We start from the raw sequence: 23,727 nt of genomic DNA, 5'->3' as shown, positions 1-23,727 counted from the left end.
CTTCCTTTTTCATATCAGGCGACATCAAGCACGATCTTGCCTATGTGCGCCCCATCCTCCATGCGCTCATGCGCACGCCACGCCTCTTCCAGCGGAAAACTCATGTCCATGACGGGAGAAATGCGACCCGCCGCCAACAGCGGCCAGACATGCGCTTCAAGCTCGGTGGCAATACGCGCCTTGAAGGCCACCGACCTCGGCCTGAGGGTGGATCCCGTATGGACAAGCCGCTTGCGCATGATCAACGAGAAATCGACCGCAGCGCGGGATCCTTTCAAAAAGGCGATCTGCACGATGCGACCGTCCATGGCGGCCGCCTCATAATTGCGTTCGATATAATCGCCGCCGATCATGTCAAGAATGACATCTGCGCCATGGCCTTCGGTCTCTTCCTTTACCGCCTCAACGAAATCCTCATCGCGATAATTGATCGAGCGCACCGCGCCCAGCGACGTGCATGCAGCGCATTTCTCAGCGGAGCCCGCCGTGGCGATCACCCTGGATCCCAAAGCAGTGGCCATCTGGATTGCCGTCGTGCCGATACCGGAGGAACCGCCGTGAACCAGCAGCGTCTCACCCTCCTTCAGGCCCCCACGTTGAAACACGTTGTGCCACACCGTGAAGAAGGTTTCGGGAATCGCCCCCGCTTCGGAAAAAGTGAGGTCGCGCGGGATCGGCAGGGCATTCGTCTCGTGGGTCAGACAATATTCGGCATAGCCACCGCCAGGCGTCAACGCGGCAACCCGGTCGCCGACCTGCCAGCGCTTGACCCCTTCGCCCACCGCAGCCACCTCGCCGGCAACCTCCAGACCAGGCAGGTCCGAAGCGCCGGGCGGCGCTGGATACAGTCCCTTCCTTTGAAAAACATCGGGCCGATTGATGCCGGCAGAGCGCACTTTGATGAGAATTTCTCCTTCGGCCGGCTTTGGCACATCCCGCCGCTCTGGCTTCAAGACGCTTGGTTCACCCGGTTCGCTGATGGCGATCGCTGTCATCTGCGCTGGAAGTGCTGTGGTGTTCATCATGCCCCTGTTGATTTGAAAAACATCTGACAACACAATCGATGAGCGATGCATTTGGATCAAGGCCAATCCTGGACGCTGCCGACCTATCATGCCTCACAAGCTGCCAGGCTTCACCGGCATTCGAGGACTGCAATCCAGATGACGGAGGAACAAACAATGGGCATTTTCGACGAGGACGAGAGGAAACCGGTTGCCACTCACCAGATTGGGCAGGACCTCGCCTTGCTATCAGTGGATGAGCTCAAGCACCGGGTCACGTTATTACAGGAGGAAATTTTGCGGCTGGAACGAGAGATCGAAAGCAAGGGCGCAACCAAAAATGCGGCAGAGGCGTTGTTTCACCGCAGCTGACACGTTTCAAACTGCGCAATCGCGGCTTTGAGCGACGGTTTTGCGATGCAATCCGCGAACTTATTCGCACATACTGTCATTTGCGTGTCTCGAAGACGCCATCAATCAATCTGCGGCCTTGCTCGCGCCATGTTTCAATGGCGAGGGCATCCGTCGACAGACGCCGGCCTGTTCGAACCCACAGTCTCCTCGGAACCAATCCATGCTGTCACCTCTCGGCTCCATCATCGCTCTTCTTCTAGGCACGGCCTTCCTGTTAACCGGCTCGGGTCTACATGGACTTCTCCTGCCTTTGCGCGGACAGATGGAAGGGTTTCCCACGGCCTCTCTGGGCGCGCTGGGCGCCGCCTGGGCAGCAGGATTTGTAGCCGGCTGTTTTGTTGCGCCTCGCATCGTCCGCCGAGCCGGCCACGTGCGTGCTTTTGGTGCTTTTGCGGCTTCGGGCGCGATTATCGCGTTGCTCACCGGCATGTGGGTGGATCCAACCGGCTGGGTGGTCCTGCGTATATTCACCGGCTTCACCATGGCCGGCGCGTTCATGGTGATCGAGAGCTGGTTGAATGAAAAGTCGACCAATGAAAATCGCGGGACCGTTTTCGGCATCTACATGATGCTGACTTATGCATCGCTGACCGCGGGTCAGATGACGGTTGCGTTCGGTGACGTTTCCAACACGATCCTTTTCATGACGACGGGCATCTTGTTCTGTATGGCACTCATCCCGACAGCGGTCTCCAAGGCTGTGAGCCCTGAGCCGCTGGCGCAGGTTTCGCTTGATCTGAAGGGACTTTACCAAAACTCGCCGGTCTCCTTCCTTGGCTGTGTACTCGTCGGCATTGCCAATGGCGCCTGGGGCACTTTGGGAGCGGTTTATGGCGGCCTGATAGGCATTTCGACGCTGCAGATCGCCACCATGATGAGCATTGCCGTTCTCGCCGGCGCTGCACTGCAGCTTCCCGCCGGACGGCTTTCCGATCGGATCGATCGTCGCCTGGTCATAGCGGGCGCATCCTTCGGCTCGGGTCTGTTAGGCTTGCTCATTCTTCTGAGCGCACCGCGTGATGGCACCTATGTGATCATCATGACCGCGATCTACGGCGCTTTTGCCTACACGCTCTATTCGATCATCGTGGCGCACGCCAACGATCACGCGACCCCGGAAGATTTTGTCAAAGTCGCGAGCGGACTTCTCTTCCTTTATGGCTTCGGCACCATGATTGGGCCGTTGATAGGTGGTGTCCTCATGGAAATCATGCGGCCGGAAAGCTTGTTTCTCATTACCGCCCTCGCGCATTTCGCCTTGGGTGCCTACGCCCTGCTGCGCATCTCGCAACGCGCTCCGGTGCCCGTGGACGAGCGCGAAGCTTTCAAGACGCTGCCATCCGAACGTGCTGTCACGCCGCAGGCAGCTGTTTTGGATCCGCGCAGCGACACCGACGAAAGTTTGGCGGAGACTGTCGAATAAGTTTCACAAAGAAAGTTTATGAGCTTCGTGCGATCGTTGGCTTCAACAGAACCAACGAAAAGGCCCCCGCACCCGGAATCTTTTGAGGCGGAGGCCGAAGGCCCTGAGAAGGACCGCATGACAAAAAGGCAATGACCCGCCGCGATCACATCCGTGACGCTAGGCCGAAGATCATGCCATCAGACGAAATCTCTCTCATCGATTTCGCTTCGCAAAGTACCCCCTGAAACATCGGGCCGGAATGGGACTCCGGCTTTCACATAATCCAACGTTCCATCCATGCGTCAGGTCGCTTCACGCAGATCCAGATGGATGTGCAATGACCTAGTGACGGGTAACCGCCGACTTGAGCTTTTCCATCTCGTCCTTGATGGCCAGCTTGCGTCGCTTGAGTTGAGCCACATCGAGTTCGTCTACGGATGGATGGAGCTTTGCATCGTCGATTTCACGCTCCAGTTCGCCGTGTTTACGCTTCAACTCTGCAAGATGGGATTCAAGAGACATGATTGGGATCTCCTTTGCTTCCTCGAGAACTCACCGGCCCCAATGCCCGCCCGCAGGAACCGACGATCAGGGCAGTGTGCCACCACAAATGTGGCTTGTCGAACATCGTCTGGTAGCATTTCCCGAAACACTGAAATGTGGTATAAGCGCCGCCGCTGCCGGGACGATCCCGACGGCGTTGCTGGGCTGCAGACCTGACAGTGAATGCCTCACTTGTGTGTGCAGCCGAAGTTTTGCGCATGTGGGTCGACTGACTGTGGTGACATCTGAACAGGAACAGGCGGAGATGCGGCTTGAATTCGCCCGCCTAAAGCAGGATCACGCGGATTTCGATGCCGCAATCAACGCGATGATCGCCACGGGTTGCGATCCACTCCGCATCCAGCGCATGAAGAAAAAGAAGCTGGCTCTGAAAGACAGGCTTCAAGAACTGGAAGACAATATTATCCCGGACATTATCGCCTGATCTGCCTTGAATGGACGACGTGCCGCCAGACAAGCTTGCGATGACGGTCGGTTTTGACTACAGCCTCATTTTTGATTGCGAGGGGATCTGATGGCTGAGCGGTCCGCCCGAGTGGCGATTATCATGGGGAGCCAATCCGACTGGGCAACGATGCGGCATGCCGCAGACACGCTCGACCAACTCGGTGTCGAATATGAGGCGCGCATCGTCTCTGCGCACCGTACGCCGGAGCGCCTCTACGACTTCGCCAGAAACGCCCGCGACGAAGGCTTTCAGACGATCATCGCTGGCGCCGGTGGCGCGGCTCACCTGCCAGGCATGACCGCTGCATTGACCCCGCTTCCCGTTTTTGGCGTACCGGTTGAATCCAAAGCGCTGTCCGGGCAGGATTCACTTCTCTCCATCGTCCAGATGCCGGCTGGCATTCCTGTAGGAACACTTGCCATCGGCCGTGCCGGCGCGATCAACGCAGCCCTTCTTTCCGCGGCCGTGCTGGCACTCCACGACGAGGACCTGGCAGACCGGCTTGATGCCTGGCGCACAGAACAAACGGCAAGCGTTGCCGACTATCCGGTCGATTGAGCATGAGTGACCCTCTCCCTCAAGGCGCGACGATCGGCATCCTCGGCGGCGGTCAGCTTGGTCGCATGCTGGCAATGGCCGCGGCAAAACTGGGCTATCGCACCGTGGTGCTGGATCCTGCCGGCGACAGCCCGGCAGCACAGGTTGCCAACACTTTCATTCACGCTGCTTATGACGACACCCCCGCCCTGAAGAGCCTCCTCCGGCACAGCGATGTCATCACCTACGAATTTGAGAATGTTCCCGTAGCAACGGCCTTGTCTCTGTCTGAGGAAGTTTCCGTGTTTCCCCCGCCGGAGGCACTTGAAGCGGCCCAGGACAGGTTGGCGGAAAAGATTTTCCTGAACGCTACAGGCATATCCACAGCACCCTTTCTCTCTGTGGACAACGATGACGACCTTGCGCGGGGGCTCGAACGTTTTTCGGGCGGCGTGCTCAAGACGCGCCGCATGGGATATGATGGCAAGGGCCAGCGTGTCTTTCGCAAAGTCGATCCTGGAGCGCACAAGGGTGTCTTTTCCGAAATGGGGGGCGTACCCCTCATCCTGGAAGCTCTGGTTCCGTTCCGGCGGGAAATTTCCGTGATCGCCGCACGATCAATCGACGGAAGCATCGCCATTTATGACCCGGCAGAGAACGTGCATAGGGATGGCATCCTGCACCGCTCCATCGTGCCGGCACGTGTCGAGCCCGGAACGCTCAGCGCGGCAAAACAGGCTGCGACCGAAATTCTGGATTCGCTTCATTATGTGGGCGTGCTCGGCGTGGAGTTTTTTGTACTCGACAATGGCAAGGTGCTCGTCAACGAAATCGCTCCACGCGTCCACAATTCCGGACACTGGACCGAAGCGGCCTGCACGATCTCCCAGTTCGAACAACATATTCGGGCCGTGGCCGGTCTGCCGCTGGGCGACACACGCCGCCACTCAGACTGCGTGATGGAAAATCTGATCGGCGATGAGGTTCTGCGCGCATCTGAATTGCTCAGAGAGCCGGATCTTATGCTCCATCTTTACGGCAAGAGCGAAATCAGGCCTGGCCGCAAAATGGGCCACTTCACCCGCCTCACACGCAGCTGAGATCGCCTTCCTCGCATTCAGCAAGGACAGCCAGCTCCTTGGTACGCGCTTCCGTGAGCCTTTGAAGGCATTGAGCGCGTATCATGGGTTCTATCGAACCACCGCGCACGGCCAGCGTTTCAAGATCGCATTGTGCGTCACGAAAGCCGATCCATGCCCGCTGCGCATCCCGCAAGAGCTTGCGCGCATCTTCATTGTCAGAATAGCGCTTCCTCACAGCGGCATACTGAGCATTCAACGCCTTGTCGGCGGCCTCATATTCCCTGGCTGCGCACTGCGTCATGTCGAGCTGTGTCTGCGCGTTGTCGCAATTCGGCTCCTGGGCCTGCGCAGCGACAACCAAGGGGGAAAGCATCAGAGCCAGAATGACCGCTGAACAACGACGAGGGGGAAAAAACATATCAAGCTCCTCTGATCTGCATCATCGCTGCAGGTTCGACATTTTCAGCAGCCTGAATCCAATGATTCGTCCCATCGCGACCCGCCGAAAGGTTGACACGGACAAGCATCCTCGTCTATGAGCCCATCGACTTGTGGCGCGCCATGGATGCGCGCCTTCTCATTTCGGGCCGCAAGGCCAACCACGGACAAGAACGATGAAGATCAAAAACTCGCTCAAGGCGCTGAAGACCCGTCACCGGGAAAACCGCATGGTCCGTCGCAAGGGCCGCATCTACATCATCAACAAGTCCAACCCGCGCTTCAAGGCACGGCAGGGCTGATCCGCCGATTCTGGCGGTCTTCACGCGAATTTCAGTTTCTCTTTAACCATGCCGCGCCTATGATTGCGGCATGGTTCGATTCATGATCGCATTCTTTGCTGCTGCTCTCATGGGCCTGCCACTGGCGCAGGCAGCGGAAGAGAGCGAGCCCGTTTCCGGCATCGAATCCCTGGTGTCCGACCGGCAGGCGCGCCTTGATGCGCTTTTCCTTGACCTCAAGAAAGAAACCAACGAACGCGCTGCGCGCCGCATTGCGCTGCGCATTGGGGAAACCTGGGCCAATTCGGGCAGCGATACCGCGAATCTGCTCATCGGCTGGGCCAACGATGCGATCAAGGCTGAGAAGTTTTCCGTGGCGCTCGATTTTCTCGATCAGGTGGTCATGCTGTTCCCCGACTATGCCGAGGGATGGAATCGTCGGGCCACGGTTCATTTCATGATGAACGACTATGCCCGCTCGATGGCAGACATATCACACACGCTCGAACTAGAGCCACGCCATTTCGGCGCGCTTGCCGGGATGGCCCGCATTCTACAGGCCACAGGTCGGCAGGAGCAGGCTTTGACCGCCTATGAGCAGGTATTGAACATCTATCCGATGCTCCGCAGCGCACAGAGCGCTGTCGCTGAGATATCCGACAAACTGGCCGGTCAGGGCATCTGATCAAACGTCCGGGGAAACTGTCTCGTCTCTGAACGCCGGCGGAGTCGCCCGCCGGTCGTAGCAACCTTTTCGAGGCCGTATCAGATACCGCCGAGGCCGTCGGAGCCAATATAGGCAATCCGTAGCATATTGGTCGCACCGGGCGTGCCGAGTGGCACACCGGCTGTGACGATCACGCGGTTGCCCGGCTTGGCAAAGCCCTCTTCATAGGCGATGCGGCAGGCGCGATTGACCATATCGTCCAGATCGGCCGCGTCCTCCGTAACAACACAATGTGTGCCCCAGACAAGCGACAGGCGCCGCGCAGTCTCGACCACCGGCGATAGCGCAATGATCGGCACCTGCGGTCGCTCCCGGGCTGCACGCAGCCCCGTGGTGCCCGACGAGGTATAGGAAATGATCGCCGAGAGATTCAGTGTTTCTGCGATTTGCCGTGCTGCCATGGAAATCGCATCAGCGCCAGTCGGCTCCGGCTCGGTCCGCTGGCCATAGATGATGGTCGGATAAGTGGGATCCTGTTCCACTTTGGTCGCGATCGAGTTCATTGTCGCAACCGCCTCGACCGGGTAGTCCCCGGCTGCGGATTCCGCCGACAGCATAACCGCGTCAGCCCCCTCGAAAACGGCGGTCGCTACGTCAGACACTTCCGCACGGGTCGGCACAGGCGCGGAAATCATGGATTCCAGCATCTGCGTGGCGACTACAACCGGCTTGCCCGCACGCCGGCAGGCACGGGTGATCTGCTTCTGGATGCCCGGGACGGCCTCGAGCGGCATTTCCACGCCAAGATCGCCGCGCGCCACCATCAGCGCGTCGGACAGCTCGATAATCTCGGCCAGGCGCTTCACTGCCTGCGGCTTCTCGATCTTGGCAAGAAGCGCGGCTCGACCGCGCGCCACCTTGCGCACTTCCGCCAGGTCTTCGGGTCGCTGAATGAAGGAAAGCGCGATCCAGTCCACATCCGAAGACAGCACCGCATCGAGATCCTTGCGATCCTTGTCGGTCAGGGCCCCCATGGGAAGATCCGTGTCCGGCAGGCTCACGCCCTTGCGGTCGGAAATCTTGTTGCCGGCCACCACCTCACAGGTAATCGCCTTGCCATCATTCTTGACCGCCTTGAGCTGCAACCGCCCGTCATCAATGAGCAGGCGATGCCCCGGCTCCACCGATTTCAGGATTTCGGGATGCGGCAAATGAACCCGCTTGTCATTGCCCGGCTCGGGATTGTCATCGAGCGTGAAGGTCTGACCGAGGGAAAGCTCGACGCTTTTTTCGGCAAAGGTGCCCACACGGAGCTTGGGGCCCTGCAGATCGGCCAGAATGCCAATGGGATGGCCGACCTTCTTCTCCACTGCCCGGATGCGCCCCACCAGCGTGCGCATCAGATCGTGGCTGGCATGGCTCATATTGATGCGGAACACATCGGCACCGGCCTCAAAGAGGCGCTGGATGCTCTCTTCTTCTGAAGAAGCTGGCCCGAGCGTGGCGAGAATCTTGACCTTGCGATTGCGCCTCATTGGGAGGCATCCGAATTCGTCAGCGTGCTGTTGTCGGTCGGCCCGTCGGTCAAATCCACCATCCAGTTTTCCTGCTCGCGCGTGTCATATTCCTGGAAGCCGGCACGCTGGAAGCCCCGCGCAAAACAATCGTTGGTACCGGCAATCTTGAACTCGGTCAGCGCAACACACATCTGCACTTTACCCTCCCATCGGCCACCGCTGGCAGCGTCCTCCGCGTAGAGATAGTAATAGCGCGATTCCAGCGGCCCTTCGATCAGGGTCTTGCAGCTTGATTTCTCGATCCGCCACCAGCCCTCGCTCACCCAGCCTGAAGCCGTGCGGTAGCCAATGGCAACACCAACAAGATTCTGTGTGGAGTTACAGACACGAAAATCTGCGAAAGCCGGTGTGGGCGCAAAGACAACGCCCCCCAATCCGGTCGCTGCAGCGAGCACAAATGCCCATCGGCTTTTTGCGTGCGGCGCCCGTCGAAGCATTTTTGAGAACCTTGAATTCGACCTGAGCATATTTTCCTTTTCGGCAATGTCCGGGCGCCTGTCAACGCGCCATTGCCTGCCAGCGCGTGTTTTCCATCATAGCCTTGCAGAACAACGCGCATCATGAAAGGACGAGGTTACGCTGTGATAGGCGCACATTTATGACCGCACCAATTTTCCCGGAACCTGTTTGATGAATGCCCTGACCTTCACATCACCGTTCGAATTGATTCCCGGTGATCCTGCCAGGGGCATCGTCCTGGTGGCCGACCACGCGAAGCGAGCGCTGCCAGAAACATACGGAGCGCTGGGCCTGCCGACGTCAGAGTTTGAGCGTCACATCGCCTACGACATTGGCGTGGAGATGGTCACCCGCACCCTCTCAGCAAGGCTGGGGGTGCCGGCGGTCCTGGGCGGTTTCTCAAGATTGCTCATCGATCCAAATCGCGGCATCAATGACCCGACCCTGATCAGGCAACTCTACGACGGAACGATCATTCCCGGAAATTACCCTTTGCCCCCAGAAGAACGGCAAAAGCGGATAGATCACTTTTATCGCCCCTTCCACCATGCAGTGGGTGAGGCGGTGCGGGGAGTGGGAGAAGCCATCGGAGGCGCGCCATTGATAATCGCCATCCACTCCTTCACGCCGTCTCTTCTGGGCCGCAAACGACCCTGGGAGGTGGGTGTGCTGTGGGACATCGACAGCCGGGCCGCCGGCCCTCTGATCGAAATGCTGCGTGCCGATGGCAATCTCACGGTGGGGGACAATGAACCCTATGATGGCGCCTATCCCGGCGACACCATGCATCAACACGCCACGATGAAGGGTTTTCCCTATGCGCTGATTGAGCTTCGCCAGGATTTAATTGCCGGCCAAGACGGCGCCATCGCCTGGTCGGAAACGCTGGCCCCCATGATTGAAGCCATCAATACACGGCCCGATATCCATAAAGTGATGCACTTTGGGTCCCGAACAGATCATATGTGAGGAATGCCATGACAACGCTGAGTGAAGAAAAGAGACGCGACCTCGAAGCTGCTGCGTTTCGCCGCCTGGTCGATCACCTGCGCATCCGGACCGATGTCCAGAACATCGACATGATGAATTTGGCTGGCTTTTGCCGCAATTGCTTGTCCAACTGGTACAAGGACGCCGCCGAGGCTGAAGGGATCGCGCTTTCCAAGGAGGAGTCGCGTGAGATCATCTACGGCATGCCCTATGAGGAATGGCGCGCGAGATACCAGACCGAGGCAAACGAGGCCCAGAAAGCGGCTTTCGTGGCCAACCGGCCGAAAGAGCACTGACCAGTCATTGTTCTGGCAGCAGGGGTTTCGCTGAAAGCAGCAAATCCCTTGACCGACGGGGCTCTCTGGGGCATCGAACCTGCCACGCCTCAACGCCCGACTCGCGGGCTTTCAAAACAATCGACCGGAGTTTTGCATGGCCGACGACATTACGACCGAGACTGCCGACACCGTGGCCGCTGGCCAGCTTCGCGCCTTCATAGAGCGCGTGGAAAGACTTGAGGAAGACAAAAAGACCATTTCGGAGGACATCAAGGAAGTCTACGCCGAAATGAAAGCCAACGGCTTCGACACCAAGGCTGTGCGTACCATCGTGCGGCTGCGCAAGAAGGACCAGGCTGAGCGTCAGGAAGAGGAAGCCATGATCGACCTCTACAAGGCCGCGCTTGGCATGGAGTAATGCAGGGCTGATCGGGCGCTGACCTGATGGCGCCCGGCACTCCGCTCCAATCGCTCCGGGGCAGAGTTTTACCTTTGCAGAAAGGCTTGGTTTTCCTTGCCGCCTTTCTCGCGGATATACCTGGCCGGTGAAACGCCAGTATATCGGGAGAAAGCCGTACTGAATGCGCTGGTCGAACCATAGCCGACCTTTATCGCAGTTTCCGCAATGCTGTGCGCTTTCGAATTCAGCATGCTCTTGGCAAGCGTCATTCTCCAGCTTTGCAGGTACTCCATCGGCGGCATTCCCACCACCCGGTTGAACCGCGTGAAAAAGCTGGAACGAGACAGGCCCGCCCTCCGGGCAAGTTCTGCCACGGACCATGCGCGGGCAGGCTCCGCATGTATCGCGCGCAAGGGACCAGCCAACCGTTCGTCACCAAGCCCCCTCAACAGCCCCGGCATATCTCCCGCATCCGTTGCCGAACGCAGCGCTTCAATGAGCAGCACCTGGAGCAGATGCTCTAGAACAACATCTTTGGCCGGACGCTCCGAACGCGCCTCATCCCTCACCAGCCGCGCCAGCTCGCCCAGACGTGCTTCACCGCGCACCACTGCGATGTCGGGCAGCAGCGATACCAGCAACTCGGCATCAGGGGCATCAAAACTGCAGTAACCGACAAGCGCCTGAACATCGACAGGGGCCTCCTCCGGACCGATTCTCGCCATTCCGTCCGGTCCAATCCGCGGGCTGCTTTCCCGCCCGACCGGGAGTATGGGCTGAATGCTGGACATGAAAAACCCGGGCGCTGCCGGCACCAGGACGAAATCGCCGCGGCGAAGTTCCACCGGCGGTTTCCCGTCCACTTCAAGGCGCGCCTGCCCGTCCAGCATGAGGCAATAATAAGCCTTGTCCAATTCCTCACGCCGGACCCGCCAGGCACCGGAGGCTTGCACCAGCTTGGAAAACGGCGCACGGGGCCGAAGAAGGGAAATCGCTTGTGAGAGCGGATCAGACATTTGGACTTCCGATAAAGAAATAAGGATTATTGATTATAGAAAATACGATCCGCACGGTCGATATCAGAAGGCCCCAACAGGAGAAGCCAAGATGAAGACTGTGATGATCACCGGATGTTCTTCCGGATTCGGACGGGAGACCGCGCACCATTTCATCGCGCAGGGATGGTCTGTTGTCGCCACGATGCGGAAACCGGAGCATGGTGCGCTCCCCGCCTCTGAACGCCTCCGCATCCTGCCGCTGGACGTGACAGATCCTGTCTCGATCCGTCGCGCCGTTGAAGACGCAGGGCCAATCGATGCGCTCGTCAACAATGCGGGGATCGGATGGATGGGCCCTCTGGAAGGCACCCCTGAAGAAATGATCCGGGAAATATTCGACACCAACACGTTTGGAACAATGGAGATGACCCGCGCAGTGCTGCCGCAGTTTCGCCAGCGCAAGGCAGGGGTGATCGTGAATGTTTCCTCCAGCACGACCCTCAAGGCTCTGCCGCTTCTTCCGGTTTACACGGCAAGCAAGGCGGCCGTGAACGCCTTTACCGAATGTCTTGCACTGGAAGTAGCACCACTCGGCATTCGTGCCCGGCTGGTTCTGCCCGGCCGCGCACCGACAACGCGTTTCGGAGCGAATGCGAGGATCCGGATGAGCGCCTCAGGAAGCACTCCCGATGCCTATCAGCCCATCGCAAAGCAGGTCTTCGACGCGATGAATGCAGCAGCGGAAGAGCCGGTCACAGAACCGGCGGATGTCATGGCTGCGATCTGGCGGGCTGTCACCGAACCCGATTGCCCGATAGTGCAGCCAGCCGGCGCGGATGCGTTGGCTCTTGTTGCCTGAGAGCGGGTCTGGAAGCGTATGCAGCATGACATGCTCCAAACACGAAAAAGGGCGGCCCGAAGCCGCCCTTTTGCGATTGTAGCCTGCATATCTACTCGATATCGAAGGAGACGCCCTGTGCGAGCGGCAGCTCCTTCGAGTAATTCACCGTGTTCGTCGCACGGCGCATATAAGCCTTCCATGCGTCGGACCCCGATTCGCGGCCACCGCCCGTTTCCTTTTCACCACCGAACGCACCGCCGATCTCGGCACCGGAGGTGCCAATGTTCACATTGGCAATGCCGCAATCGGACCCACGGGCGCTGAGGAATTCCTCCGCCTCACGCATATCGGTGGTGAAAACGCAGGAAGAAAGTCCTGCACCCACAGCGTTGTGAAGTTCAAGCGCCTCGTCAAAATCGCTGTATTTCATCACATAGAGGATCGGTGCAAAGGTCTCTTCGAGAACAACACCCGCCTGCTCCGGCATTTCGACCAGAGCCGGGTGCGCGTAATAGGCATCTGCATCCCCGCTGTCGAAGCGCGTGCCACCCACCACTTTGCCGCCAAGCTTCTTCGCCTCTTCAAGCGCCTTCTGCATGTTGTCGAATGCACTCTTGTCGATCAGGGGACCCACCAAGGCATCCGTCGTGAGCGGGCTGCCGACGGACACCGATTCATACGCCTTGCGCAGACGCGGCAGCAATGCGTCATAGACCGATTCGTGCACAAAGAGCCGGCGCAGCGTCGTGCAGCGTTGACCTGCCGTGCCCATGGCGCCAAAGGCGATGGCGCGCAGCGCCATATCGAGATCGGCTGAAGGGCAGACAATGCCGGCATTGTTGCCGCCAAGTTCCAGCACCGCCCGGGCAAACCGCTTTGCCAGGCGCGGCCCCACTTCGCGGCCCATCCGCGTGGACCCGGTGGCCGAGACCAGCGGCACCTTCGGATGATCAACCATGGCTTCGCCAACGGCGCGATCACCAATGAGGACGGTGAGAAGATCCGCAGGCGCGTCATCGCCAAAGCGCTTGACCGCACGCTTGAAGATCGCCTCGCAGGCGAGCGCTGTCAGCGGCGTCTTTTCGGAGGGCTTCCACACGACGCTATCGCCACAGACGAAGGCGAGAGCCGCGTTCCACGACCACACAGCCACCGGGAAATTGAAAGCGGAGATGACCCCGACCACACCCAAGGGATGCCAGGTTTCCATCATCCGGTGTCCCGGGCGCTCGGTAGCAATGGTCAATCCATAGAGCTGCCGCGACAAGCCAACGGCAAAGTCGCAAATGTCGATCATTTCCTGGACCTCGCCGAGGCCCTCCGAGCGGATTTTGCCGACCTCGATGGAAACCAGACGCCCAAGATCGTCCTTTGACGCGCGCAGTTCCTCGCCCAGAAGCCGCACCAACTCGCCGCGGCGCGGTGCCGGCACATTGCGCCATGCCTTGAAGGCCTCATGCGCACGCTCGATGGCAGCTCCGGTCTGGTCTGAGGATATGGAGGAGACCGCAGCGATTTCCTCGCCAGTGACCGGCGTGCGCACCGACAGGTCGCCACCGGTAAAAGCCTTCTCGTCAACGCCGAGGCGCTTCAAAAGCTCGCGTGTTTCATTCTTGACGTTCATGGGTGCTTCGCTCCCTGGGTAAGCTTTTCTCGAGACGCGGATGATTGCCGCACGGCCTGACCGGCCCCTGCCGGGAATGTAGGGAGGGCCGCTCAGGAATGGAAATGGAAAAACGGACTGTATTCATGATGTAGGGTAATGCAAAACAGCCAGAACGGGCGCAAAACGACACAGGACCGTGCCGCTAAACCTGGGCGAGGATCCATGAAACGAAGGCATCCGCCGAGGGGTTCTCTACACCCAACGGCCGCACGATGAAGTAGCTGTTCTGCGTCTTGAGAGCGGTATCCCCCACCTGAACCAGCACGCCGGAGCGCAGCTCCTCTTCAATCAGGTAGGCTGGCACCAGACCAGCCCCAAGCCCTGCCGCAGCCCCGGCGATGACCATGGTGAACTGATCAAACTGCTTGCCGGGAAGCGCCGGGACGTCTTGTAGCCCCGCCTCGTGCATCCAGTCTCCCCAGGCACCGGGTCGGCTCTGGAGATGAAGAAGCGGCGCATTGAGAAGATCTGCCGGGCCATGGACTCCGTTTGTCTCCATGAATTGCGGCGATGCTACTGCAATCATCTCCTCATCGCAGAATTTGGTGAGCTGCGCATCCGGCCAGTTATCACGCCCGAAATGAATGGCGACGTCGAAACGTTCGTGAGCCAGGTCGAAGGGATTAATGCGTGCGGTCAGATTGATCCCAATTCCCGGATGCGCCTTTTCAAATCCCGGCAATCGCGGAATGAGCCAACGGCTGGCGAAGGTCGGGAGGCTCGCCACATTGAGTGTGGCCCCCGACATCCCGGCTGCAATGGCTCGATGCAGGGTCTGGGTAATGCGGCTGAGATCGTCTTCCAGTGCATCGGCGAGATTTTTGCCGGCTGGCGTCAGAACCACACGCCGCCCCACGCGCCGAAACAGACTGAACCCGAGCGCCGTTTCCATGTCGCGAATATGGCGACTGACGGCGCTCTGCGTCAGATTGAGTTCCTCCGCAGCCAGGGTAAAGCTCTGATGCCGCGCGGCGGATGCGAAGCTGCGCAGAACCGAGAAGGACGGCAAAAAGCGCCGCGCAAACCTGTCCACCATCGTCGAATAATGCTCCCCTGTGCGACCCGCCGCAGACCTGAACGCTTTTGATCTTATAGCCGCGTGGACAGCGAATTCACACATCCAGCAGGAAATTCATAGACGTGCGCCGATCAGGCATGAGCGAGGATGCTGCGAGCACTCTCCTCGTCCGTGATGAACACTGTCGGCTCAACCAGTTTCATGGCTCCGACGAGCGCCTCGATCTTGTCTTCACCACCTGAGGTCAGGATTCGCATCGGCGCCCGCCGCAGACGATCGACATCGACAGACATCACTCGGTCGTTGATCGGGTGATCCACCAATTGGCCCTCAATGTCATAGAAGTGGTAAAGTATGTCTCCGACCGCGCCCTTCTCCTCCAGGGCTGCCCGAACGGCCTCAGTGAGGTAACCACCTCGATAAAAGGTGGTGGCCGAAGCCAGGCCGCCAATGGAAACGATGACCGCATCGAGCGTATCAGCCAAAGCCAGGATCTCATGCAAACCGCATCGCTCGATCAGGGCCGTCTTGGTTTCAACGCTGTCGACGACTGCAGGTGCTGGAATGAGATAACCGTCCCCCTGAAAGGCGCGCGCAAAACGCCAGGCAAACTCGGCCGGATTGAACCGTCGCGCCACGCCGACGCCACCCAACAGTGAGATCACTCTGAAATCCGCCAGTGGTCGAGCGCGAATGAACGGCAAGGAACCGAACAACGTTCGGCCCCAGCCGACACCAACCGACATGCCCGTTGCCATCACATCCGAGACAAAACTTCCAGTAGCCGCACTGATGGCCGGTATCGGGTCTGCATCAGGATCTGAGAGCGGCGCGACCACTGCACGTTCCAGACCAAAGCGTTTCTCAAGCGCCCGCTCGATACGCGTTATCTCTGCAAGATCACCTTCGATTGTGATCTTCACCTCGTTGCGGGCGCGCGCATCGGCAAGCATGCGCACCACGCTGACCCGACCAATGCCGAGGATCTCCGCGATTTCGTTTTGTGTCTTCTGCTCAACGAAATACATCCATGCGGCGCGCACACGCAGTCGATCCGTCTTGCTGGTCACGCCTCCCCTGCCCGGTACGATCGCAAGCTCTCCAGAACTGGTCGTACCGGCGGGCTGCCCAGCGGACTGTTTGTGCGCTTTGGCCTTGGTCATATAGTCTTCCTGCGTTGTCCCCGGGACGGATACAAGCATCTCGCTTGATTTCCGGGAAGACCAAAACAATGATGTCGCCATCGGGTCAATGCCCGGTAGCGGAAAAGTGCTTACCTGAGGATACTACTTTATGCTTCGTGATGCCTCGCAGGATATGGCGATTCACCTTAAGGACCGCTTGCGGGACATACGCGATTTTCTGCGTTCTCATAGGCATGAGCGGCAGGCGACAGCCCCCACAGGCAGAAATTTCGGCGATATGGAGACGCTTCTGGCACGCGCTGCGAGCATGCTCGATGACACGCTGACACTCGCCGAAACCACGTCTCGGACTGTTCTGCCTGGAGCGCAGCAGCACGAACTGGTCTTATGGCCGCTCGGCGATTATTTCACTGACTCCGGCGCGGGTGAACGTGCTTTCAGACGTCACATGTATCGCACAGCAAAAATCCTGGCGGCCACCCTCGAGCCTGCCGAGCCACCGGTGATTCGCGAAACCGGGTTCACCGCGGCCCATGAGGCGCTACGTCAACGGCAGGGCCACATGGTTCTGGCTCTGAAGAATACCACCGGACATGAAACGAAGCGTGCACTGATCGCGGGCATGCTTGCACACCTCGTTCAGGACATTTGCCGCAGCGCTTTGAACGATCCGGCAGCGTCGCCTTCCACCCGGGATGCGAAAGCAGTCATACTTGTCTTTGCACCGGGGCTCCTCGCCTCGGCGCTGATCGGGTCCGACGAGAGTCTCCCCGCTTCGGATTTGCTCGACATCGCCACAATGGCCATTTCAGCGCGTCGGGACCGGATGGCCCGCAGCCTTGCGGCGGACCAACCGATCACCGACCTGACGGCCGTTTTTGAGAGCCTGCTCACCCATCTTCCATAGACGGTTTGATCAGGCAGCGGTCTCCAGCAGCTCCGAAAGCTGTTTCTTGGTTGCCTGAATGGACGCCGGGCTCATGCTGAGCTCCGTCAGCCCCATGCGAATGAACTCCGGTATGAGATCGGGGCGTGCGGCGGCCTCACCACACATGCCAATCTCGATCCCTGCTTCCTCCGCAGCCTTTGCAGCCTGCTCAACGGCTGCCATCACGGCCGGATGAGCCGCGTCGTTAAGATTGGCGACCGAGGGATTGAGGCGATCCGCAGCCATCACATACTGGGTCAGGTCATTGGTGCCGATCGAGAAGAACGAAACCTCCTTTGCCAGTGCTGCTGCACCGAAGACCGCAGCCGGCGTCTCGATCATGACCCCCAGCGGAAATTCGCCGCAGGCGACCCCCTCGGCTTTCAGCTCGGCTGCGCATTCTTCGATGAGGGCGCGTGTGCGGCGCACTTCCTCAACATCCGAAACCATCGGCAGCATTACGCGCAGATTGCCGTGAACGGCAGCGCGCAGAAGCGCCCGCAGCTGCACCTTGAAGATATCCGGCCGATCAAGGCACATGCGAATGCCACGCCAGCCAAGGAAGGGGTTCTCTTCTTCCGGAAACTCCACGCCGGAGATCGGCTTGTCACCGCCGATATCGAGCGTGCGCACGATCACCGGATGATCCGGAAAGGCCCGGGCGAGTTCCGCATAGGTTTCCGCCTGCATGTCCTCGGAAGGCAGATGCATGTGACGCATGAAAAGCAACTCGGTACGGAACAGGCCAACGCCCATCGCACCGGCCTCCTGGGCGGCTTCGACCTCTTCCAGCGAACCGAGATTGGCGGCAACCTGGATGACCGTTCCATCCGCCCGACGCGGCACCACATCCTTGTAAGCCTTGAGGGCTTCCTTTTCACGCGCGGCGGCTCCGATCATCTCCGCAAAACGGGCACGGGTCTCCGCATCCGGCTCGACCACAACCTGCCCTGTATGACCGTCGATGGCTGCTTCCTTGGCTTCACGCAACTGGTTGACTGCCTCACCAAGACCGAGCACTGCCGGTATGCCATGGGTGCGGGCGATGATCGCCACATGCGAGGTAGCGCCGCCATGTCCGCATACCACACCGCCAAGGCGCTTGAGTGGCGCGCGCGCCAGGTCCCAAGCCCCGATGTCCTCGGCAACCAGAATTGCACCTTCGGGAATGTCATCAAGGCGGGCGTCTTCCTGCCCAAGAAGCGTCAGGCATATCTGCCGCGCGATGGACTCCATGTCCTCTGCACGGGCCGCCATATAGGCATCATCCAGCTTGCGGAACTCGTCCGCGAGATTTGACGAGGCCGCGATAACGGCGGAAACCGCATCAAGCCCACCGTCTATGGCGGCAAGCGTCTCATCGCGCAGCGCATCGTCGGAGGCAATGTCACGCAGGGCCGCGACAATTCCACGGTCACTTTCCTGCATGCCGTCGGATGCAAGCGAGCGGTCGAGCTTTTCCTGGAGCCGCACCACGGCATCCTCAAAGCGTTTTTTCTCCGGGCCGACTTCCTCGGCTGAAAGCGTCTTGTTGGCAGGCACGATCTGTTGCGGGAAATGCGCAAAGACGGGGCCAAGCCCGAGGCCGGCGCTAGCAGCGACACCATGCAATCCTGCCTCAGCTACCGGGCTTTCGGCACTCGTGGCCGCTTTTTGAGGCGCGGCCTCTTTCTGAGGTTCAGACGGCTGCGCCGAAATCTCGTCGGCACCCTCTTCAATCCCCGAAAGCGGGTTTTCCAGATAGGCGATGAGTGCATCGACGGCCTCTATGGCATCGGCACCTTCGGCGCGGATGGAGACTTCGTCATTTTCCTTCACGCCAAGCAGCATCAGCTTGACCGAACTCTTGGCACTAACGGCCTTCTCTCCCTTTACGATCTCCACCTCACTCTCGAACCCCTTGGCGAGGCGTACAAAGCGGGTGGCTGGTCGGGCATGCAGGCCATCCTGCACTCGGACGATGGTCGAGCGTTCCATACCGGTCTCGTGTCTTTTCTTCGATTTCGTAACGGCGTCAGGCGCCGATGGTGATCACGGCATCCGCCTTCAACGCCGCGACAAGCTTGTCAGGCTCTACTACAGACGCGCAAATCTCACCAGGACGCTCCACGGCGGTCGCACCGTTAAAATTCACCACAACATGCCCGATCTCGCGCACCTTGTTCCAGGCTGCATCGCCCATGGCGGTAATCTCTGCAGATACACTGTCGCCAACGCTGACACGCGTGCCGGGCACCGGTGCATCGGTAGACGGTCCATCCTGAACCGCATGAAGAACGGAAACCTCGGCAAGTTCCTCCGGCGCACCATCAGCGAACAGAATCAGGACACCACCTTCCGCCAGATCCGCAACTTCCGGACCGACTGCGGTTATGCGCGTTTTGAGAAACACCGACATTCAAGAAAACTCCATGCAAATGAGAGCATCGGACCGAAAGGTGGAATCCGGTTTTCGGGCTATTCCGATGCTCCATCAATAGTTTAGATCGTCCGTTGTGCGTCCGGATGGACGCACGGCGATCTGGTAATCGAGAGGCAGCGGCCGCCCCAAGGCAGCCGCCGCCTCCGAGGGTTACAGCACCACCAGGCTGACAGCCCAGGCGAGTGCCACGGAAACGGGACCCATGATCTGGCGGCTGATCAGCACCGCCGGGACGCCGATTTCGATCGTCTTCGGCTTCGCTTCACCCAGCGCGAGGCCCACGGGCACGAAGTCACAGCCCACCTGTGTGTTGTAGGCAAACAGGGCCGGCAACGCCATGGCGGGCGAAATCGTGCCATTGGCAATCTGCGGGCCGATGATCGCCACACCGATCACCTGCGCAATAACCGCACCTGGCCCCAGAATGGGTGACAGGAACGGCAGGCCACAGATGGCCGAAATGATGAGCAAGCCGATAATGTTGTTGGCCAGCGGCCCCATGGGCTGGGCAAGCACATCGCCGATGCCCGTGTAGAGGATCAGACCGATCAGCATGGTCACGAAGGCCATGAATGGCAGAACGTTACGAACCACCTGGTCGATGGTGCGACGGCCGGCGTTGAAGAAGATGCCCACCACGCGGCCCATCACGCGGCCAACGCTGCTGATAAGACCGACAAGACCACCTTCGTTGGACGGTGCAGGTGCCGCCGCGGAGGCAGTGGCCTGTTCGCCAGCTTCTGCGCCACTAGCAGCGCCGCCAGCAACAGTCGCCGCTTCGCTACCGTCCGCCATCTCAATGTTCTCCGGCTTCACACCGGACACATAGATGTCCTCGGTGATGAACTGGGCGAGCGGCCCAGCCTGGCCGACGGGTGTGAGATTGACGGTCGGAATGCGCTTGCGCGGATACACACCGCAACGCGCCGTGCCCCCGCAATCGACAACGACCACCGCCATCTCGCTCTCAATCGGCGGGCTCTTGAAGCCGTCGACAACTTCGGCGCCGGTCATGTCCGCAATGCGCTGTGCGACCGGATGAATGCCACCACCGGTAACGGACACAACCTTGTTGCGCTGTGCCGTCGGTTCGATGACCAGCGGGCCACCCCAACCGGAGGAACCCTTCGTGATTTTTACTGCTTTGTATGTTTTCGCCATGTCCTGCCCCTCCCCTAGAGCTCAACGCCCTGGCGGCGCGCCATGATGGCGGTGATCTTCTCGGTCAGCATGCCCTTGAGCAGGATGACGACGAGGCCGACAAGCGCATACCAGATGGCCACGGTGATGTGATAACCACCGGGAACAACGCCCTGGCTCTCAAGCTCGAGCAACGCGACAAGAATGCCGCCCCAGACAAAATATTCGCCTGGATTGATATGCGGGAACAGGCCGAGCGGCGGATGCACATAGGACACCGCTGCATCATAGAATGCCGGCTTGTGCTTCTCTTCCAGGAATGAACCGAACGTGTACGCCATCGGGTTGGTGAGGAAGAAAACCGCAAGCACCGGAAGAACCGTGTAACGCGTGAGCGCAATCCGGCCCGCGCTCTGGGCAAGTCCGTGAACGCGCTTCTCGCCCACCAGTTCGGTGATGGCGTAGAAAGCCGTCATCAGAACAACCAGTGTCGGAATGATTCCGGTGACGAAGCCGGCGAACACTTCGCCGCCTTTCTGGAAGATGCCGATGAAGTATTTTCCGGCAGCTGTGAGCCAGCCGAGTTGCTCTTCCTGGGCGACCGAATCCAGCTTCTGCCGGAACTCTTCGACCGAAATGTCGCTGCCTGCCTGGGCAAGCACGACGAGATCATTTGCTGCCGCCTTGGCGGCCAGCTTGCCGGTAAGTGCGGCATCACCGGCCACAGCACCAGCCATGTGCAGCCCCTGCATAGCCGTATCGGCATGCTGGGCCATTAGTGAAATGACAGACATAGTCCTCCCTCTCTCTTCTGCTCACCCCGGTGATTGAGCCCCGGTGAGCGTGCAGTCCCGTATGTCATGCGTTTGCTGCGGCCAGGGATTCCCGCAGCGGCGGTTCATCGCCCGCGCGCGTACGGTCTATCTGTGCCACCGCCTGAGTAATCGCCGCAGTAAGCCCCGGCTTGTCTTCGCCGAACAGCGCCGGCTCGGCCCGCAGCTGATCGAGGGACATGCCCTCGAACTCTTGATGTCGTTTGAACTTTGCAAAAACGGAGCGACCGCTCATGGTCAGAATGCGACGAACGGAAAGATCCGGAGCAACAACGACGATGGCAATCGCTCCACGCTTCAGAAAGCGCCCGTGAAAGGCGCCCGTCCCGACGAACCCGTCCGTGTATTTGTGGGTAATGCCCTTGAAGACATCGGAGTAGTGTCGCATCTGCAGCCACACGCCGTAGGACTGCAATGCCCATACGACCGCGAGGAGCAAAAGCCCCCATTGCCATATTGCCATCAGGCCGTTCCTCCCGAAACGCTCATCCCAAGCGTACGCACTGCAAACACCTCAATCCTGAAACTAAGAACATTTGTTTTTTGAAATGTCAAATTGTATATTCCTCCCAGCCTGAACGCGCCGCTTATTTGATTGGAACCAGCCTGCGGCGTGCTATTGTTCAGGCCAAGGAGTTCACCGTTGGATCTGGATTTCAAGAACGAACTTGCCGTCATGCCCGATCTGCGCCACCGGCTGCGCCAGTTGCGCTGGTTTCGCGCCACGTTTCGCGGCAATGCGAGAGCCGTAACGCAGCATTACGGTGTCGCGTTTGAGGTGAACGAAGAGAAGCTGACCCGAGTCTTCCTCGATTGGGTGGAAATGGTCGATGCCCACAAAGCCTACGCCCAGCTCGATCGAGCGGATTTCATCATTTATTCCGCAGGCCTCGCTCTCAAGGAGTTGATCCGGAACGCACCGGTCACCGTCGCGGACGGGAGCATTGTGTCTCGCGGTGCCGACAACGCAGACATTGTGAAATTCTGGCCCGAGGGCTTTCTCTATACAAACTATTGTGTCTGCGCCATCGCAGCCATCTTTGAGCAAGAATTCGGCCAGGCGCCAAGGCTTGACCACTGCGCCGACGATCTGCGGACGTGGTGGTCTTACCGTGAAAACACGCGTGAGATGCCCGCCACAGCGGTTGCCTTTCTCGACCGGTTTCTCGGAGCAGAGCCGAACTGGGTCGCCCCTGACCTCGTGGAAGGGAGACACGCCATGCGCTCCGCGGTCGAGGCCGGGCGGAAAAGCATCGCCGCTCCCTCCATCTTCCCCGACCCGGCCAGCTGAAATTCAGCACCGGTCATCTCCCTTTCACACCAGCTCTACGTCAATTCTGGAGTTTCCATGAGCAAGCCCCTGATCATATTCGATTGCGACGGTGTCCTCGTCGACAGCGAACCGCTGGCCGCGATCGCCTATGAACGCGTCTACAACAAACATGGCCTCGCACTGACCCGCGATATCGTTACCCAGTGCATCGGCATGAAGCAGGCCGACATCATTGTTCGCATCGAGGAACTCACCGGTCACGCTTTCCCTGCCCATGCCGAAGGCGACATCTGGCTGGAGACCAGAGCCCTTCTGGAAGAAGAGCTGAAGCCGACAAGGGACATATTGCCGTTTCTTCGTAACCTTGAAGCCGCCCGCTGTGTTGCTTCATCATCATCGATGGAACGCATTGCCCTCAGCCTTGAAGTGACTGGCATTGCAGAGTTCTTTGCCGACAATGTCTTCAGCACCTCAATGGTTCAAAACGGCAAGCCGGCACCTGACATTTTTCTGTTCGCAGCGGAAAAGCTGGGTAGCGAACCTGCTTCTTCGGTGGTGATCGAGGATTCCCCCTTCGGCGTACAGGGTGCCGTTGCAGCCGGTATGACCGCCATCGGCTTCACGGGAGGAAGCCATACTTTCGAGGGTCACGCCGAAAACCTGCTGGCCGCCGGTGCCCATGCAGTATGCACAAGCTGGAACGCTGTGGAAGCCGAGTTGACCCAGCGCGGCTTCATCCGTGAAACCGTGGCGGACATGTAAAGAAAATGGCGCTGCCCGTGATGATCCAGGCAGCGCCAGTTGACGCGGTCAAAGTTCCAGGGCTGTCCCCCGGTTACCCACCCCAATAGCGTCCCTCATCCCACAAGGAATGCCGGACGCTCCCCCTCTGCTTCCCCGGCAACGAGCCCCTCTGCGA

General features: G+C 59.4%; 28 protein-coding genes. 14 read left to right on the top strand and 14 right to left on the bottom strand.

Annotated features, from left to right (window positions below; genetic code table 11):
• Positions 1–14: 14 nt before the first annotated feature.
• Positions 15–995, bottom strand: coding sequence for an NAD(P)H-quinone oxidoreductase (locus AC2CHD_RS16320; protein ID WP_484554744.1), 981 nt, complete (start codon positions 993–995; stop codon positions 15–17).
• A gap of 186 nt (positions 996–1,181) precedes the next feature.
• Here AC2CHD_RS16320 and AC2CHD_RS16315 point away from each other — a divergent pair, with 186 nt between their 5' ends.
• Complete coding sequence (locus AC2CHD_RS16315; protein WP_229449602.1) at positions 1,182–1,376, top strand: DUF1192 domain-containing protein; 195 nt, start codon at positions 1,182–1,184, stop codon at positions 1,374–1,376.
• Between the two features lie 202 nt (positions 1,377–1,578).
• Complete coding sequence (locus AC2CHD_RS16310) at positions 1,579–2,841, top strand: MFS transporter (protein WP_229449601.1); 1,263 nt, start codon at positions 1,579–1,581, stop codon at positions 2,839–2,841.
• A 324-nt stretch (positions 2,842–3,165) separates the two neighbouring features.
• Here AC2CHD_RS16310 and AC2CHD_RS16305 read toward each other — a convergent pair whose 3' ends face one another.
• Positions 3,166–3,345, bottom strand: coding sequence for a YdcH family protein (locus AC2CHD_RS16305; protein ID WP_007008288.1), 180 nt, complete (start codon positions 3,343–3,345; stop codon positions 3,166–3,168).
• Between the two features lie 286 nt (positions 3,346–3,631).
• On the opposite strand from AC2CHD_RS16305, the gene AC2CHD_RS16300 reads away from it, so the two are divergent.
• The 3 genes from AC2CHD_RS16300 (at position 3,632) to AC2CHD_RS16290 (ending at position 5,472) form a co-directional block, all read left to right on the top strand.
• A complete protein-coding gene (locus AC2CHD_RS16300; RefSeq protein ID WP_229449600.1) occupies positions 3,632–3,811 on the top strand; it encodes a YdcH family protein in 180 nt (59 codons plus the stop codon).
• Positions 3,812–3,901: 90 nt separating this feature from the next.
• Positions 3,902–4,393 (top strand): 5-(carboxyamino)imidazole ribonucleotide mutase, encoded by a 492-nt coding sequence (gene purE, locus AC2CHD_RS16295; RefSeq protein WP_229449599.1) that lies wholly within the window; start codon positions 3,902–3,904, stop codon positions 4,391–4,393.
• Between the two features lie 2 nt (positions 4,394–4,395).
• Positions 4,396–5,472 (top strand): 5-(carboxyamino)imidazole ribonucleotide synthase, encoded by a 1,077-nt coding sequence (locus AC2CHD_RS16290; RefSeq protein WP_484554519.1) that lies wholly within the window; start codon positions 4,396–4,398, stop codon positions 5,470–5,472.
• Here AC2CHD_RS16290 and AC2CHD_RS16285 read toward each other — a convergent pair.
• Positions 5,459–5,872 (bottom strand): lysozyme inhibitor LprI family protein, encoded by a 414-nt coding sequence (locus tag AC2CHD_RS16285; protein ID WP_484554518.1) that lies wholly within the window; start codon positions 5,870–5,872, stop codon positions 5,459–5,461. The two genes, AC2CHD_RS16290 and AC2CHD_RS16285, sit on opposite strands and share 14 nt — an antisense overlap.
• Positions 5,873–6,068: 196 nt before the next feature.
• Here AC2CHD_RS16285 and ykgO point away from each other — a divergent pair, with 196 nt between their 5' ends.
• Both ykgO and AC2CHD_RS16275 read left to right on the top strand, forming a co-directional pair.
• A complete protein-coding gene (gene ykgO, locus AC2CHD_RS16280; RefSeq protein ID WP_007008283.1) occupies positions 6,069–6,194 on the top strand; it encodes a type B 50S ribosomal protein L36 in 126 nt (41 codons plus the stop codon).
• Positions 6,195–6,276: 82 nt separating this feature from the next.
• Positions 6,277–6,858: a hypothetical protein gene (locus AC2CHD_RS16275; RefSeq protein WP_484554517.1), complete on the top strand. Its 582-nt coding sequence runs from the start codon at positions 6,277–6,279 to the stop codon at positions 6,856–6,858.
• Between the two features lie 80 nt (positions 6,859–6,938).
• Here the strand turns inward: AC2CHD_RS16275 and pyk are convergent, their stop codons facing one another.
• Positions 6,939–8,375, bottom strand: coding sequence for a pyruvate kinase (gene pyk / locus AC2CHD_RS16270; RefSeq protein ID WP_229449595.1), 1,437 nt, complete (start codon positions 8,373–8,375; stop codon positions 6,939–6,941).
• Positions 8,372–8,854, bottom strand: coding sequence for a DUF1036 domain-containing protein (locus AC2CHD_RS16265; protein WP_484554516.1), 483 nt, complete (start codon positions 8,852–8,854; stop codon positions 8,372–8,374). The genes pyk and AC2CHD_RS16265 overlap by 4 nt, the downstream gene beginning before the upstream one ends.
• A 193-nt stretch (positions 8,855–9,047) precedes the next feature.
• Here AC2CHD_RS16265 and AC2CHD_RS16260 point away from each other — a divergent pair, with 193 nt between their 5' ends.
• The 3 genes from AC2CHD_RS16260 to AC2CHD_RS16250 all read left to right on the top strand — a co-directional run bounded on the left by AC2CHD_RS16260 (position 9,048) and on the right by AC2CHD_RS16250 (position 10,562).
• Positions 9,048–9,845: an N-formylglutamate amidohydrolase gene (locus AC2CHD_RS16260; RefSeq protein WP_484554515.1), complete on the top strand. Its 798-nt coding sequence runs from the start codon at positions 9,048–9,050 to the stop codon at positions 9,843–9,845.
• A gap of 8 nt (positions 9,846–9,853) precedes the next feature.
• Complete coding sequence (locus AC2CHD_RS16255; protein ID WP_229449592.1) at positions 9,854–10,162, top strand: DUF1244 domain-containing protein; 309 nt, start codon at positions 9,854–9,856, stop codon at positions 10,160–10,162.
• Between the two features lie 136 nt (positions 10,163–10,298).
• Positions 10,299–10,562 (top strand): DUF2312 domain-containing protein, encoded by a 264-nt coding sequence (locus AC2CHD_RS16250; protein ID WP_229449591.1) that lies wholly within the window; start codon positions 10,299–10,301, stop codon positions 10,560–10,562.
• A gap of 68 nt (positions 10,563–10,630) precedes the next feature.
• On the opposite strand, the gene AC2CHD_RS16245 is transcribed toward AC2CHD_RS16250, so the two are convergent.
• On the bottom strand, positions 10,631–11,560 hold the full coding sequence (locus tag AC2CHD_RS16245; RefSeq protein WP_484554514.1) for an AraC family transcriptional regulator: 930 nt from the start codon (positions 11,558–11,560) through the stop codon (positions 10,631–10,633).
• A 91-nt stretch (positions 11,561–11,651) separates the two neighbouring features.
• Between AC2CHD_RS16245 and AC2CHD_RS16240 the strand changes: the two genes are divergently transcribed.
• Complete coding sequence (locus AC2CHD_RS16240) at positions 11,652–12,401, top strand: SDR family oxidoreductase (protein WP_484554513.1); 750 nt, start codon at positions 11,652–11,654, stop codon at positions 12,399–12,401.
• Positions 12,402–12,492: 91 nt separating this feature from the next.
• Here AC2CHD_RS16240 and amaB read toward each other — a convergent pair whose 3' ends face one another.
• The 3 genes from amaB to AC2CHD_RS16225 form a co-directional block, all read right to left on the bottom strand.
• A complete protein-coding gene (gene amaB / locus AC2CHD_RS16235) occupies positions 12,493–14,007 on the bottom strand; it encodes an L-piperidine-6-carboxylate dehydrogenase (protein ID WP_484554512.1) in 1,515 nt (504 codons plus the stop codon).
• Between the two features lie 184 nt (positions 14,008–14,191).
• The gene (locus tag AC2CHD_RS16230) at positions 14,192–15,085 is read right to left on the bottom strand and encodes a LysR substrate-binding domain-containing protein (protein ID WP_229449587.1); all 894 of its coding nucleotides are present in this window, start codon (positions 15,083–15,085) and stop codon (positions 14,192–14,194) included.
• A gap of 113 nt (positions 15,086–15,198) precedes the next feature.
• Positions 15,199–16,230, bottom strand: coding sequence for a sugar-binding transcriptional regulator (locus AC2CHD_RS16225; RefSeq protein ID WP_484554743.1), 1,032 nt, complete (start codon positions 16,228–16,230; stop codon positions 15,199–15,201).
• A gap of 130 nt (positions 16,231–16,360) precedes the next feature.
• Between AC2CHD_RS16225 and AC2CHD_RS16220 the strand changes: the two genes are divergently transcribed.
• The gene (locus tag AC2CHD_RS16220; RefSeq protein WP_484554511.1) at positions 16,361–17,119 is read left to right on the top strand and encodes a hypothetical protein; all 759 of its coding nucleotides are present in this window, start codon (positions 16,361–16,363) and stop codon (positions 17,117–17,119) included.
• 9 nt (positions 17,120–17,128) lie between these two features.
• Here the strand turns inward: AC2CHD_RS16220 and ptsP are convergent, their stop codons facing one another.
• The 5 genes from ptsP to AC2CHD_RS16195 all read right to left on the bottom strand — a co-directional run bounded on the left by ptsP (position 17,129) and on the right by AC2CHD_RS16195 (position 21,998).
• Entirely contained in the window at positions 17,129–19,117 is a 1,989-nt protein-coding gene (ptsP, locus tag AC2CHD_RS16215) for a phosphoenolpyruvate--protein phosphotransferase (protein WP_484554510.1), read from the bottom strand.
• Positions 19,118–19,154: 37 nt separating this feature from the next.
• Entirely contained in the window at positions 19,155–19,538 is a 384-nt protein-coding gene (locus tag AC2CHD_RS16210) for a PTS glucitol/sorbitol transporter subunit IIA (RefSeq protein WP_229449583.1), read from the bottom strand.
• Between the two features lie 174 nt (positions 19,539–19,712).
• Positions 19,713–20,723, bottom strand: coding sequence for a PTS glucitol/sorbitol transporter subunit IIB (srlE, locus tag AC2CHD_RS16205; protein ID WP_229449582.1), 1,011 nt, complete (start codon positions 20,721–20,723; stop codon positions 19,713–19,715).
• Positions 20,724–20,737: 14 nt separating this feature from the next.
• Positions 20,738–21,478: a PTS glucitol/sorbitol transporter subunit IIC gene (gene srlA / locus AC2CHD_RS16200; protein ID WP_007009751.1), complete on the bottom strand. Its 741-nt coding sequence runs from the start codon at positions 21,476–21,478 to the stop codon at positions 20,738–20,740.
• Between the two features lie 82 nt (positions 21,479–21,560).
• A complete protein-coding gene (locus AC2CHD_RS16195; RefSeq protein ID WP_229449581.1) occupies positions 21,561–21,998 on the bottom strand; it encodes a transcriptional regulator GutM in 438 nt (145 codons plus the stop codon).
• Positions 21,999–22,178: 180 nt separating this feature from the next.
• Here AC2CHD_RS16195 and AC2CHD_RS16190 point away from each other — a divergent pair, with 180 nt between their 5' ends.
• Complete coding sequence (locus tag AC2CHD_RS16190; protein WP_484554509.1) at positions 22,179–22,826, top strand: hypothetical protein; 648 nt, start codon at positions 22,179–22,181, stop codon at positions 22,824–22,826.
• Between the two features lie 57 nt (positions 22,827–22,883).
• Positions 22,884–23,570 (top strand): HAD family hydrolase, encoded by a 687-nt coding sequence (locus AC2CHD_RS16185; protein WP_484554508.1) that lies wholly within the window; start codon positions 22,884–22,886, stop codon positions 23,568–23,570.
• Positions 23,571–23,727: the final 157 nt, after the last annotated feature.

The sequence above is a fragment of the Nitratireductor sp. ATLC21 genome, from assembly GCF_057196525.1.
This window is presented reverse-complemented; position numbering and strand designations above follow the sequence as displayed.